17 protein-coding genes are annotated in these 13,481 nt (G+C 37.5%); 7 read left to right on the forward strand and 10 right to left on the reverse strand.

Going from position 1 to position 13,481, the window contains the following annotated elements; all coding sequences use genetic code 11:
* Positions 1 to 4 precede the first annotated feature (4 nt).
* The 6 genes from purC to crcB all read left to right on the forward strand — a co-directional run bounded on the left by purC (position 5) and on the right by crcB (position 3,800).
* Positions 5 to 718 (forward strand): phosphoribosylaminoimidazolesuccinocarboxamide synthase, encoded by a 714-nt coding sequence (gene purC, locus LCX93_RS09345; protein WP_226066054.1) that lies wholly within the window; start codon positions 5 to 7, stop codon positions 716 to 718.
* 91 nt (positions 719 to 809) lie between these two features.
* The gene (purS, locus tag LCX93_RS09350) at positions 810 to 1,049 is read left to right on the forward strand and encodes a phosphoribosylformylglycinamidine synthase subunit PurS (protein ID WP_226066055.1); all 240 of its coding nucleotides are present in this window, start codon (positions 810 to 812) and stop codon (positions 1,047 to 1,049) included.
* Positions 1,049 to 1,723 (forward strand): phosphoribosylformylglycinamidine synthase I, encoded by a 675-nt coding sequence (gene purQ / locus LCX93_RS09355; RefSeq protein ID WP_226066056.1) that lies wholly within the window; start codon positions 1,049 to 1,051, stop codon positions 1,721 to 1,723. The genes purS and purQ overlap by 1 nt, the downstream gene beginning before the upstream one ends.
* Positions 1,720 to 2,766, forward strand: coding sequence for a hypothetical protein (locus LCX93_RS09360; protein WP_226066057.1), 1,047 nt, complete (start codon positions 1,720 to 1,722; stop codon positions 2,764 to 2,766). The genes purQ and LCX93_RS09360 overlap by 4 nt, the downstream gene beginning before the upstream one ends.
* Positions 2,744 to 3,442 (forward strand): lysophospholipid acyltransferase family protein, encoded by a 699-nt coding sequence (locus LCX93_RS09365; RefSeq protein WP_226066058.1) that lies wholly within the window; start codon positions 2,744 to 2,746, stop codon positions 3,440 to 3,442. The genes LCX93_RS09360 and LCX93_RS09365 overlap by 23 nt, the downstream gene beginning before the upstream one ends.
* A complete protein-coding gene (gene crcB, locus LCX93_RS09370) occupies positions 3,411 to 3,800 on the forward strand; it encodes a fluoride efflux transporter CrcB (protein ID WP_151899813.1) in 390 nt (129 codons plus the stop codon). The genes LCX93_RS09365 and crcB overlap by 32 nt, the downstream gene beginning before the upstream one ends.
* On the opposite strand, the gene LCX93_RS09375 is transcribed toward crcB, so the two are convergent.
* The 6 genes from LCX93_RS09375 to ovoA form a co-directional block, all read right to left on the reverse strand.
* Positions 3,790 to 4,362 (reverse strand): ATP-binding cassette domain-containing protein, encoded by a 573-nt coding sequence (locus tag LCX93_RS09375; protein ID WP_226066059.1) that lies wholly within the window; start codon positions 4,360 to 4,362, stop codon positions 3,790 to 3,792. The genes crcB and LCX93_RS09375 overlap by 11 nt on opposite strands.
* A gap of 3 nt (positions 4,363 to 4,365) precedes the next feature.
* Positions 4,366 to 5,061, reverse strand: a complete 696-nt coding sequence (locus tag LCX93_RS09380; RefSeq protein WP_226066060.1) for a dUTP diphosphatase — start codon at positions 5,059 to 5,061, stop codon at positions 4,366 to 4,368.
* A 231-nt stretch (positions 5,062 to 5,292) separates the two neighbouring features.
* A complete protein-coding gene (locus tag LCX93_RS09385; RefSeq protein ID WP_226066061.1) occupies positions 5,293 to 5,718 on the reverse strand; it encodes a PNPOx family protein in 426 nt (141 codons plus the stop codon).
* Positions 5,718 to 5,939: a hypothetical protein gene (locus tag LCX93_RS09390; protein ID WP_226066062.1), complete on the reverse strand. Its 222-nt coding sequence runs from the start codon at positions 5,937 to 5,939 to the stop codon at positions 5,718 to 5,720. The genes LCX93_RS09385 and LCX93_RS09390 overlap by 1 nt, the downstream gene beginning before the upstream one ends.
* Positions 5,932 to 7,131: a pyridoxal phosphate-dependent aminotransferase gene (locus tag LCX93_RS09395; protein ID WP_226066063.1), complete on the reverse strand. Its 1,200-nt coding sequence runs from the start codon at positions 7,129 to 7,131 to the stop codon at positions 5,932 to 5,934. The genes LCX93_RS09390 and LCX93_RS09395 overlap by 8 nt, the downstream gene beginning before the upstream one ends.
* Entirely contained in the window at positions 7,116 to 9,215 is a 2,100-nt protein-coding gene (ovoA, locus tag LCX93_RS09400) for a 5-histidylcysteine sulfoxide synthase (protein ID WP_349636698.1), read from the reverse strand. The genes LCX93_RS09395 and ovoA overlap by 16 nt, the downstream gene beginning before the upstream one ends.
* Positions 9,216 to 9,246: 31 nt before the next feature.
* Between ovoA and pgeF the strand changes: the two genes are divergently transcribed.
* Entirely contained in the window at positions 9,247 to 9,969 is a 723-nt protein-coding gene (gene pgeF / locus LCX93_RS09405) for a peptidoglycan editing factor PgeF (RefSeq protein WP_226066064.1), read from the forward strand.
* On the opposite strand, the gene LCX93_RS09410 is transcribed toward pgeF, so the two are convergent.
* From LCX93_RS09410 to fliH, 4 genes are all read right to left on the reverse strand, one after another.
* Complete coding sequence (locus tag LCX93_RS09410; protein ID WP_226066065.1) at positions 9,966 to 10,370, reverse strand: RrF2 family transcriptional regulator; 405 nt, start codon at positions 10,368 to 10,370, stop codon at positions 9,966 to 9,968. The two genes, pgeF and LCX93_RS09410, sit on opposite strands and share 4 nt — an antisense overlap.
* Entirely contained in the window at positions 10,370 to 10,801 is a 432-nt protein-coding gene (locus LCX93_RS12725) for a DUF4395 domain-containing protein (protein WP_226066066.1), read from the reverse strand. Before LCX93_RS12725 ends, LCX93_RS09410 begins: the two co-directional genes overlap by 1 nt.
* 72 nt (positions 10,802 to 10,873) lie before the next feature.
* Entirely contained in the window at positions 10,874 to 12,697 is a 1,824-nt protein-coding gene (gene dxs, locus LCX93_RS09420) for a 1-deoxy-D-xylulose-5-phosphate synthase (protein ID WP_226069431.1), read from the reverse strand.
* Position 12,698: 1 nt separating this feature from the next.
* Positions 12,699 to 13,478, reverse strand: coding sequence for a flagellar assembly protein FliH (gene fliH / locus LCX93_RS09425; RefSeq protein WP_226066067.1), 780 nt, complete (start codon positions 13,476 to 13,478; stop codon positions 12,699 to 12,701).
* Between the last annotated feature and the right edge of the window lie 3 nt (positions 13,479 to 13,481).

Here is a 13,481-nt window from a genome sequence, read left to right on the forward strand (position 1 = left end):
AAACGTGGAAAAAAAAGAATTACTTTACGAAGGTAAAGCAAAAAAACTATACGCGACAGAAGATGAGAATTTAGTCATTTCTGAATTTAAAGATGACTTAACAGCATTTAATGGCGAAAAGAAATCTAGCGAAGTCGGAAAAGGAGCACTGAACAATAAAATTTCTACAGAATTGTTCAAACTCTTGGAAAAAAATGGCATTCCTACCCATTTTGTGAAAATGCTTGATGACAATCACATGCTTCATAAAAAAGTTGATGTTATCCTCATAGAGGTCATTGTTCGCAATATTGCAACAGGAAGTCTTACCCGCAATCTTGGTATTGAAGACGGTACGGTTCTTCCTTTTACTCTTGTAGAGTTTGACTACAAAAATGATGAACTTGGTGACCCTAAACTCAATGACCAGCATGCACTGATTCTTGGACTGGTTGATTTTCAGGATGAGCTTGACAAACTTCGCCGTATGGCTCGACAGGTAAATGATATTTTAAAGCCTTATTTTGCTCAAAAAGGTTTGAATCTAGTCGATTTTAAACTTGAATTTGGAAAAGACAAAGAGGGAAATATCATTCTCATTGATGAAATTTCACCGGACAACTGCCGTTTTTGGGACATACAAAGTGGTGAAAAAATGGATAAAGACAGATTCCGCCAAGGACTAGGTGGCGTTACAGTAGCTTACGAGCAGGTATTAAACCGTATTCTCGGTAAATAGCACCAGTGCTATGGGCCTCCTGCCGAAGGCTATAGTGCCCTTTAAGGGTAAAACTCAGTGTTAAAATAAATAATTTTTAGGAAAACAACAAATGAAAGCAATAGTAAATGTATTTTTAAAAGCAGGCGTATTGGACTCGCAGGGAAAAGCTGTACATCATGCCCTTAACTCTCTGCAATTTGGTAATGTTGAAGATGTTCGTGTAGGCAAACAGATCATACTCAAACTGAATGAAACAGACAAAGAAAAAGCAATGTCTGATGTGACAAAAATGTGTGAAGACCTTTTGGCAAACACCGTAATTGAAGACTATACTATAGAGCTTGTATAATGAAAGTTTCTATTTTACAATTTCCGGGAACGAACTGTGAATATGACACACAGTATGCTTTTGAAAAACTTGGTGCACAGACACAGATAGTATGGCACAAATCTACAACAATACCCGAAGACACCGATTTGCTTGTAGTAGCAGGAGGATTTTCCTATGGTGATTACCTCAGAAGCGGCGCTATTGCGAAATTCAGTCCTGTTATGTCTGCGGTAAAAGAGTATGCAGACAATGGCGGCAAAATTTTAGGTATTTGTAACGGTTTTCAGGTTTTGACAGAAGCGAGACTTCTTCCCGGCGCACTGAAGCGTAACGAAGGGCTGCACTTTATTTCAAAACATCACCATCTTCGTGTAGAAAACTGTGACAATGTTTTTTTAAAAAAACTGCATACCGGCGATGTTGTCAATATACCAATAGCACACCATGACGGAAACTATTACATAAATAATGAGGGCTTGGCAGAGCTTGAAGCCAACGGACAAATACTTTTGAGATACACTGACGCAAACGGCGAAATACAAAATCCTAACGGAAGTGTTGCCGGCATTGCAGGTGTTTGCAATAAAGAAAAAAATATTTTTGGCCTTATGCCGCACCCAGAACGCGCCATGGAATCTCTCTTGGGAAGCGATGACGGAATAAAAATGCTAGAAGGATTTTTAGCGTCGTGATCAAAACACTTTTAATTGCTCTCATTTTCATCACATCACTTTTTGCAAATAAAGTGATTTATCTCAGCTATGATGAAATTCCGACAAGAGTTATTAAAGGTGAAATATTTCCCCTAACATACAAAACACTCTCAACAGTAAAAAACTTTGATGATGTTTTGTATGAGTTTTCAAATCATCAAGGTGTCAAAATCCTTGATGAAGCACCCCAGAGAGTGCAAAAAGGAAAATATTATTTTGATACTTTCCATATGCAGGCAACACAAAAGCAGGCAAAACTTCCCGATATTGAAGCTTTTTTAATGGCACCCCATGATTACAATTCTACAACACTCAAAGGTCCAAACCTTAATGTGATTACACTCAATCCCGGGGAAAACTTCTCCAATGTCATAGCCAATAGTTTTACTATTCAAGAGTATAAAACAACGGTCTATGACGATACACACAACATTGTTATATTTGTTGCCTCAGCACAAAACGCTGATCTGAATGAAATCCGTTTTAAACATGTATACAAGCAGGGACTTGAATCAATCTCCGGTAACTATAAGGAAGGGAAGATTATATATTTTGTCATTATTGACAAAAAAATAGAAAATTTTTCTTTTTCCTATTTTAATTTGCTTAAAAATGATTATGCTTTAGTCACAATCCCGATTATAGTCAATGATGACAGTGTTACCACACAAAGTGACTTGCGGCCGCGAGACCAGTCACATGATACAATCAAGATGTATACAGCAACTGCTGTGGCATTCCTAGGTTTTATTTTAGTTCTTGTGCGTCGTAAATATTTCTATCTGATTTTTATTGTCATACCATTAATTTATATAATTTATCTGGCAATACCCCAGAAAAAAGTATGTATCAAAGAGGGAACACCTCTTTATCTGCTGCCGGTAGAGAATTCTACTGTATTTGAAACGACACAAACACAATACCATTTAACGAAAGAAGGACAGGTGCGAAACTTTATAAAAGTAAAACTGAAAAACAATAAAATAGGCTGGGTGAAAAATGAAGATACTTGCTCATATTAGTTGGGCTTATGCCACGTTCATTATCTTTACAGGGCTGACTTTTTCCATAATTTTATATCCGATTTTACCTCGTCCCTATGCAAGAAAAGCAGTAGCATGGTTTATCAGACTCACTACATTTTTCTCTACAACAGTCAAAGGAAAAGAAGATCCCGATGCACAGATGTTTTTAGTAAACCACCAAAGTGATTTGGATATCGGTATTTTGGAGACTGTTACAAATAAAGATATAACATGGGTTGCAAAAAAGTCTCTTTTTGATGTACCGTTTTTTGGTTTGGCAATGAGTATGCCGGAAGATATAGAAGTAGAAAGAGAAAGCAAAACATCTTTAATCAAACTGCTTCGTGCTGCCAAAGACAGGCTGAAGAAGAAAAGAGTCATTACAATGTTTCCCGAAGGCACACGTTCAAAAGGTACCAAAATGCTCCCTTTTAAATCAGGAGCCAAAGTCATAGCAGATCAATACAAACTCAAAGTGCAGCCAATAGTTCTCGTAGAGACTGCAAAATGCTATGATCTTAAGCGTTTTTATTATGTTCCCAGAAATATAAAAGTAGTTTTTTTAGACTCTTTTGTCGCTGATAAAAATGATCCGGACTGGTTAAACAGACTAAGACAAAAAATGCAAAAGGTGTATGATGATGAGTTGGCAGACAATACTCGCAATAGGTAGCGGCGGATTTATCGGAGCAGTATTGCGCTCCTACATTAATGGGCTGATTTCCCACAGAGTACCTCATGAACTCCCCTTTGGTACACTTGGAGTCAACCTTATAGGAAGTTTTATTATGGGTGCTCTTTTGGCATACTTTATGTATTCAACTTTTTTAACACCCCATATGAAATCTTTTCTCTCAACAGGAATTTTAGGCGCATTGACCACCTATTCCACTTTTGCCATTGAAAGTTTTTTGCTTTTAGAGGGAGGAAGTATCGCGCTTGGGCTTTTAAATATGGCACTGAATGTTTTTGGAACAGTATTTATGGCGGGAAGCGGATACTACCTTATCAACCATTTTTTCAAATCCTGATAACCTCATCTGCACACCAGGATGCCAAGTCCATGTCATGGGTAATCAAAAGCATTCCCATTGAGTCGAGATTTTTTATAAGCATTTTCATCACTTCAAGCTGAATCACATTATCAAGTGCCGATGTCGGTTCATCCAGTAACAGGAGTTGCGGCTGCATAAGCATAGCTCTTATGATAGATGCACGCTGAAGCTGTCCGCCTGAGAGTTCATGCGGCAGTTTTAAAAGCAGATCATACTCAAAACTCATATTTTCCATCAAACTGTTGAGATTATCCAAGGACGCCACATCTTTTATTTGGTGCAATAATGTATAGCTCGGATGAAAGGAACTGTAAGGGTCTTGAAAAATCTCAGATACCCTTGAGACTTTAATCGTACCGTTTTGTGCTTTGAGATTTCCGAGTATAAGTTCAAAAAGTGTACTTTTACCGGCTCCGCTCTCTCCGACTATAGCCTTTAACTCTCCCTGTTTTAAATGCAGTGAAAAGTTTTCAAAAAGGGGTTTTTTCTTTGTATAGCCAAAGCTTAGATTTTTTATCTCTAAAACAGTATTTTGCAAAAATCAGCTCTCACTTTCTGCAGGATAGGCCTGTTCAAGTTTTTTATACAGCTCATCAGGCGTCACATCAGCGTGCTTTTCCCATATTCTTTTCATTACAACGTTATCTTCTTCACCCTTCCAGATTTTTATATAACTGCCCTCTTTGTATCCGTGATCCTGACGAAACTGGTTAAGTATGTTTTTTCCTACATAAAGACGATAAAGCGTCTCTAGATTCAGACCACTCATACTGACCAAATCAAAAAATTCTGATACCAGCTCTTCTAAATCAATGCTCTCTTTTGAGACAGCAATGCGTATAAGATTTTCAATTTTTTGCATCACATCCTCCTGCGATGCAAATGCTGCAGCATCAGATGCTATACCACTGAGTGCTTTCAAAGCTGATATGTCTATCGCTATATCTTCGATGCCGCCTTTTAAATTTTTACTGTACTCTTCTATTGCCAGACTCATAATAAAATGCCAGACATCTATAACTTCAATCTGGTGATTTTGCCAGTCAGGCTCGACATCTATACTTTTCCAATGCTTCCAGCCAAAACTGTCCACCATCTCTGCGCACTCCATATATATACAGCGTTTCCAGTTAATAGACTTGCCGTTTTTTGTTATGCCTTTTGTCCACTCTTCACCATTGGTTGCATCGTTGAGCTGATTTTGCAGTTGCAGCATCAAAAAAATTTTATTATTCATCTGTTTCCTTTTAATCTGGAAGAAATTTATTTCTTTATTTTATCTAATATGCTAGAATTCTCTACTTAAAGAGAGAAAGATATATGAAAAGAATCAACTGTAGAAAATGTGAATATTATTATGTAACATGGGAAGCTTCTAAACCACATGGATGTAAAGCGTATGGTTTTAAGTCTGCACAAATTCCCTCTATAGTTGTTTACAACAGTAGTGGGGCTGAATGTTCTTTGTTTAAAGAAAAACAGGTTCGTAAATAATCTTTTTTCCAAAACCCAATTTATTGTCAGTTAATTTAAAATAGCTCACTTTAATCTGCCAAAGTTTTGGCATCATAGCCAAAACATAGGGAAAGTGCTTAAAATAGAGTTTTTTTAAAGAGCTCTCCTGCAGCTCCTGTATCTCTCCTTGAAACTGCAAACCCTCAATTTTTCCGACTTCTTGTGTCTCCAGTAAAATATTGCCTGCAATTTTTGGATTTTGTAAAATATGCTTTACATGTAAAGTATCTTCACTGCTTGCTACAACAAAAGAGAATTTCTCTGCATCATAAGCATAAAAAAGGCTACAAGCACTCACTTGTATACCATTACATGTAGCTAGACTCATAACATGATGTTTCTCTATAAAAGTAGTAATTTTTTTCAGCTCTTGGCTCATTAGTGTCTCAATATGAAACTTTCTAGCTTTTGCGCATCTGTAATCTTACGCTTGTCTAGCATCATTTTGGCAGTTTCATCATTACTCAACATCTCAAAAACTTCAAAAACATTGCTGATATTATAATAACTTTTTATAAAGTCTAAAAGTATTTCAAAGTTATCTTGTTTTGTTGTATATTTTTTATGCTCTTTATATTCCGTCCAATTTATCTCAGCCAATCTCTCTCCTTTGCAATGCCCTCTCAAGGCGCTGAACTATCTCTCTCATTTTAGCAGAGCTTACAGCAAAATTCAAGCGCATATAGCCACTCCCTTCCCTGCCAAAACTGATACCTGCGTTAAGTCCAAGCTTTGCTTCATTGATAAAAAAGGCTCGTAGTTCTTTGTCTTTTACGCCCATTCCCCGACAATCCAACCATGCCAAATAGGTTGCTTCAATCGGTGTAACTTTTATGTATTTTGAATACTTTTGGGCAACTTCATTAAGCATCAAATAATTGTAATACAAATGTATTTTAAGTGCTTCTAACCACTCTTTTGCCTCTCTATAAGCAGTCTCAAATGCCACATGAGACAAAACACACCCTTGTGCAAAATGTACTTTGTCATATGCCTTTTTAAACTGCTTACGTAACTCTTCATTTGTAATAGCCACCGTGCTCATGGCAAATCCGGCCATATTAAATGTTTTTCCAACACCCAGCGCCGTTACTGTAATATCTTTCGCTCTTTCATCCAAAGAGGCAAAAACAGTATGCTTAAATGGTTTATAAACTAAATCAGAATGTATCTCATCTGCAAAAACAACAATATTATGTTCTATACAAACTTCTAAAATCTCTTTGAGTTCCTTTTTTTTCCATACTCTGCCTACCGGATTATGAGGAGAGCACAAGAGTAACAGTTTTGTATTTTCATCAATTTTTGCTTTAAAATCTTCAATATCAAAGCTATATTCCCCGTATTTGTCTACATGTAAAGAGTTTTTTATCAACTTTCGGTTGAGTTGTAATACACTGTGGAAAAAAGGAGGATAGACAGGTGTTTGCACTATAACCCCATCGCCCTCTTTTGTAAAGGCTTCTATTGCTGTATGCATTGATGCTACAACTGAATGTGAATACAACATATCGTCTAAATAAAACTCCATACCATGCTCATGTTTCACCCAATCAATTTGTGCTTGGTAAGCGGATGCAGGTACTTCTTCATAACCGATTATGGGATGCTGCAGCCTTTTTTTAACAGCATCCAAAACACATGATGGGGTATCTATATCCATATCAGCTACCCAGACAGGTAAAACATCATCCGTTCCAAAAAGCTGTTTTCTCAGCACATACTTTTCTGCATTGGTGCCTTCACGCTCACTGGCTGTTTCAAAACTGTACTTCTTCAACGCTTTTTCCATACACTCACCTGTGAAACAGTATGTTGGTATTTTCTGGCTGTCTCTTTTATGACAAACTCCAAATCTTGTACATGTAAAAGCTCAAATTTATCATGAAGAATATCTTTGAGACGCTCTATTGTTCTGACTGCATTGCCGTTTTCGTCTTTGTATCCGCCAAGCCAAAACTCTTTTTTTGTAGAGCTTTCCTGCCATGTATAGGGAGAGGTAAGCATCAGTATACCGTCTGCATTGAGTCTTTTGTCTACCGTGTCCAAAAAGAGTCTTGGGTTGTAGAGTCTGTCTATCAAGTTCGTCGCCATTATCAAATCATACGCGGTGAAACTAGGCTTCAGGTTACAGGCATCTCCCTGCCAAAAAGAGACTTTTTGCGCAAGTTCTTCATATCCCAAATCCTGCAGAGTCACTTTTTTATTGATACTGAGTTCGCCCTCTTCTTTACATGTAAACGCGACATAGCCTGCTTCTTGTAATTTGGAACCGACCTGAATGAAACGTACAGAAAAATCTATACCCTCAACTCTGTCAAATCTCTTTGCAAGTTCGAAACTGGCTCTTCCTGTTGCGCAGCCTAAATCCAGTGCTTTTGTTGTGTTTATTGCATATTTTGCAGCAATCTTTGCACAGGCTGTGGCAAAATTTTCCACACAAAAATGCGTGTCACCATACTGAAATTCACAATACTGCGAAACAAGTTCATCACTCTCATAGACATCACCACTCTCATCTTTGCTGTTTTGTGTTATAACATAGCGAAAACCGGCATTTTGAAAAAAGTGTTTTCTAAATGCATACCGAGAGTGTTTCATGATTAGATTTCCACTACTGGCCCATGAAGAACCAAGTATCAAAGCATGCTTGTCATCAAAAGTAGGCACAGAAAAGTCGTCATAGGCCGCATGCACTTCAAAACCTTTAAAAGGGCGTATCGGTGTTCTGCTCCACTGCCATACATTTCCTATAACATCATAAATCCCGTTAAAACCGAATTCATCAACAGGACAGGAGGAGGCATAATGATAAAAATTGATATTTGCACGACTCTCATGCAGGGCAGGAACATCTTTCAGATTCGCTCTCTTATATATCAATTCATATTCTGCCTCACTTGGAAGGAGGTACTCTTTGTTCTCTTTTTTGCTTTTGTATCTGCAAAATGCTTCGGCCTCAAGGGCATTCACATCCACAGGCCAATCTTGCGGCATATCTATAATCTTGCTAAGGGCTCTGTACTTAAAGACTCCGTTTTCTTTGACCCAAAAATGGGGATGCTTTGCATTTGATTTTTGTAAAAATGCCAACCCTTCTTCGTCCCAGTACTCTTTTGTTTCATACCCGCCGTCATTGACAAACTCCATAAATTCACCATTGCTGACAAGAAATTGAGAAACCTGAAATTCTTTAACAACTTCTTCATAGCTGCCATATTCATTATCCCATCCATACAGATGATGATTCTTGGATTTTCCCAGAGTAACTCTGTCGCCCTTGAGTGTTATCATCTCATTTTGAGGCGCCTTTGAAGAGTGTGTACATATATTGAATTCAGGGACATCTTTGATATATTCCAGAGGCATTTGACGATGCAGCACCAAAGATGTCTCTATGTGAATGCGCTCATGCTCTATCCCCATCAGTATAATCCACATAGCAGAATCCTCTCGAATCGGCAGTGTAAAATCCAGGCGCATAATCAAGTCATCCACAAGTTTGCGTACAGCATTTCGATAATTTCTTACTGCTGAGACTTCAGGCCATCTGTAGCGTGACTCTTCCAGGTCATCCCAGCGCATTTCATCCACACCTACAGCGAACAGAGACTCAAATTCAGGATTTATTCTTTCATAAATTATTTGCATACTCATGAGTCTGTTTACAAAAAAAGTCGCTGTATGTCCAAAATAAAATATCATCGGATGACGGGTCGGTTCGCTCTTCTTGTAAAATACAGACTCATCTTGCAACAATTCAAAAACTTTTTCAAACAGATCAAAGGTATTATGGAAGTACTCACGTATCTCTTTGCGTTTTTGTTCAATACTTTGACCCTCAAGTGTAACCGGGTACATACTTATCTTACTCAATATTTTTCCTCTTTTTAGTTATAATCATTATATGAAATTTTATCAAAGTAAATTATTAAACAACTTTGCAAAACTCACGCATCTCTTTACATGTAAGGAAAGCGGGAATTTAGCCTTTCATGTTCAGGATAATCCAAAAAATGTACTGCAAAATCATAAATCTTTGGCAAAAAAACTCCATTATGACTATAAAACACTTGTACATATGAAACAGTTTCACTCAAATATTGTCAAAAGAGTTGATGAAAACGACAACTTTTACAATCCTCCAGCCTGTGACGCAGTAATTACAAACAAAAAAAACACACCTCTTCTGGTAATGGTAGCTGACTGTTCTCCTGTCCTTTTTTATGATCCCAAACAAAATGTCATTGCTGCAGCACATGCCGGCAGAACAGGAGCCTTTGAAAATATTGTTCAAAATGTAATTGGGTGTTTTGTCAGTGACTTTTCATCTGATATTAAGGACCTTATTGTCACCGTCGGACCTGCAATATGTCAGAAATGTTATGAAATAAATGAGCAAATTTACCAAGAGGCAAAAGAGAAAAAAGTCAGTTATGCGGTTGAGAAAAAAGGAAAGAAATTCTACCTGGATATCAGAGCAATACTCAAAGAACAATTCCGTACAGCAGGTGTTTTAGCCAAGAATATTGAGATATCAGATATTTGCAACCGTTGTAACAGTGATACTTTTTATTCCTACAGACATACTGGTAAAACAGGGCGCTATGGAGGCGTCATTATGCTTTAGATCTCATAAAAATATGTTGCATACGCCTTGTCAAGTTCAGAGAGTTTTACATGAAAAACAGCACGAACTTTCTCCTGAATATCTTTCCAAAAAGAGTCCAGCACAACACTTGCTCCAACATTTTGCCCTGCTACAAAGAGTTCTCCTTCCAAGGCTTCTATAATATCAAGAACGATAATACTAGAAGCATCTGTGGCCAGTTTATAGCCGCCGTTTGCACCTCTTATACTTACAACAAAGCCGTGCTTTTTCAAGTTTGAAAGAATTTGTTCAAGGTAACCGTGCGAAATTTGCGTCATAGCAGCTATCTCTTTTATCTGCATCAGCTTGTTTCTGGGAGAGTTGTACAACGCATGCATTGCTGCAACGCCATACAGGCTTTTTGTAGATACTCCTACCATTACACAAATCTTTTATATAAATAGTACATTTTGCATCCCAGACAGTAGTTAAAAGCAACTTCTAAAAACAAACATACAAGAAGAACACCACTCATAATATAAAACAGCACTTCTGCATGTAATAGATCAAATAATAATATGAATACTAAAAATATCAACCCAAAATATGTAGCCAGCCTTTTAGCCGCAGCATCTTCAAATTTACTCTTTACATGTAACAGCTCTTTAGTTCTTGCAGACAGAAAGTACAAAGGGCTGTAATTTTTGTTAATAAAAAGTCTTATTATAAAATCTGCAATTAAAAAAAGCAGGATACCCCTGGTTGATGTACTAAGATAAAGACCAAAAAGCAATAAAATATAAGATGCATTAATTCTGACAATATTAGCATCAACTTTGATAAATGATATAGGACAGGACTTTTGACTCATGCCGACTCCTTGTATTGATTGTTGGAATAATAATAAAGAAGTCGTTTAAAGTCAAGTAAACATAGTAGATTACTAAGGATTATGATTTATGACTTTTTCTGCAAGTTGTTCAGGCAAGAGTTCTAAAGACTCTTCTACGACTCTGGTATTGCCGTGTGTGATAAATGCATCTTCGTATTCAAAGGAAACAACGGATATATTTAAAATCTTCTCCTTCGCTAAAAACTCTAAAATTGCAGAACCTACACCACCATGCTTAGCTGTATCTGAAAAAACAAACCATTTGTTGTACTTGTCTGACAAATCTCTAAGCATCTCTTCATCAAGCGGTTTTACAAAACGTAAATCGAGAATACTTACATCTTCCTTCATATATTGTGCTGTTTGATATGCCCGTCCGACACCATTTCCGTACCCGATAAAAAGAATATTACTCTTTGCCGTTTGTAAAAGCTGGGATTTTCCAAGTTCAAAAGGGGCAGACTCAGGCAAATCAGTTTCTGCAAAAGAACCCCTCGGATAACGCAAAGAACACGGATGCTCATATTTTGCGGCAAAACCCATTGCCTGATGAAAACTCTTCTCATCTCTAGGTGCGAACAGTGTCATATTTGGAATGGCCCGTAAATAACTGACATCAAATACACCCTGGTGGGTTTCTCCGTCTTCTCCGACAATTCCGGCACGGTCAAGCGCAAATACAACCGGCAGATCCATCAAACAGGTATCGTGAATTACCTGATCATAGGCACGCTGCAAAAATGTAGAATAAATACTGCAAAAAGGCTTAAATCCCTCTTTTGCCAGTGCTGCCATAGAGGTCACGGCATGCTGTTCTGCAATAGCCACATCCCAAAAACGTGTCGGGTACTTTTCTATCAAAGTGCTTAAACCTGTACCACTGGGCATTGCTGCTGTAACCCCGACAATCTTTTCATTTTTTTCACATAAAGAAAGAAGAGACTCGGTATATATCTGTGTAGCGGTTTTTTTTGCGGTTTTTTTTGCGGAACTTCCACTTGAAAGATCAAACGGACCGACACCATGCCATTTTTCCTCTTTGCCTTCTGCGATTTCATACCCTTTTCCTTTAAGAGTCTGTGCATGAATTATAACCGGTTCATTGAGTTTTCTGGCTGTTTTCATAATATCTACAAGTTGTGCGATATTATGCCCGTCTACAGGACCAATATAATTAATTCCCATCTCTTCAAAAAGTATACCCGGGGTAATAAGCTTCAAAGATTCTTCCATGCGCTTTGCAATATATCTGGCACCGTCACCAAAGTTATCTACAAAACTCTCCGTATTTTTTTTAAATCTTTGATAAAAAGGAGAAGCCATGGCAGAGCTGAGCATCCTGCTGATTGCACCAATAGGTTTTGCTATACTCATCTCATTATCATTTAAAATAATAATCATCGGGTACTTTCTCTCGCCCAACTCATTTAATGCCTCATACACCATGCCTGCCGTCATAGAACCGTCACCGATAAGCACCACGGGAATGCGTTCATTTTGTTCACCCTTGAGTGCTATGGCTTTTGCAGCCCCTACACCTAAAGATATTGAAGTGGAACTGTGTCCTGCCACAAAATAATCATCGCTGCTTTCGCTTGGTTTTGTATAACCGCATATTCCGTTAAACTGTCTGAGTGTGTCAAATTCTTCCCATCTTCCTGTAAGCAGCTTGTGGGCATACGCCTGGTGTGATACATCAAAGATAAAAGGATCTTTTTGAGAATCAAATACTTTATGCATAGCCACAATTATCTCTGTAGCACCGAGAGTGGAACTTAAATGTCCACCGTTTTTACTTACAACCTCTAAAATTCTTTTTCTGATATCTTCACTGAGAGCCTCAAGCTCTTTAACATTTTTCTCTTTTATATTCATTCTACTCACTTAAAGCTGCCTTTTTTACTCTCTCAAATCTTTTTGATATTTGTGCATCAATATTGCCTGCATCACTCAAAACTATAACACCGCCTTCACTTACTGCACTTTCAGGTACAACTTTTACATGCTCAAGTTTGCTAAAATGTTCTGCGATAACGCTGTAATCTTTTGGATTGATCTTCAGTGTTATTTTAGAAGCACTTTGTAATTCCTGTATTAACTCATCACTGAGTTTTTGAGCAATCTGTGAGGAATTTTCACTTACTTCAATCTGTACAACCTCTTTTGCAATGTCTATGGCCGCATGTAGCAATTCGTTTTTTATACCTTCTAAAGCTTTTTCAAATTCACTCGCACTCTCTTCAAGTTTTTGTATGGAGTTTGTCAAAAGCTCGAGTTTGCTGCGCAGTGTTTTGTCAATCTCTTCTCTTGCTTTTGCCTCTCCGGCCTTCAAGCCTTCGGCAAAAGCCTCTTCCTTGGCTTTTTTCAGTTCTTCTTGAAACTCTTCTTCTTTGGCTTCAAGTCTCATTTGCAGTTTTATAAAGTTAGATGACATTTCATCTGTTTTTTTCATTAAAGACTCTATAAGTGAATCTTTTGAACTCGTACTCAGAGCACTCGAATCAACATCCGAAGCTCTTGCCTTTGGATTGTCTTCTTGTGTAAATACTTTTTGTTCTTTTTTTTGCTCTTCTTTTGAGCCCATTGCGATAACTTTAAAACTATATTTTTGCACATTATGCTCATTAATTTCATTTTCAGATATTATACTTGCCATTTT

The sequence above is a fragment of the Sulfurimonas sp. SWIR-19 genome (genome assembly GCF_020410885.1).
Taxonomy (GTDB): Bacteria; Campylobacterota; Campylobacteria; order Campylobacterales; family Sulfurimonadaceae; genus Sulfurimonas; species Sulfurimonas sediminis.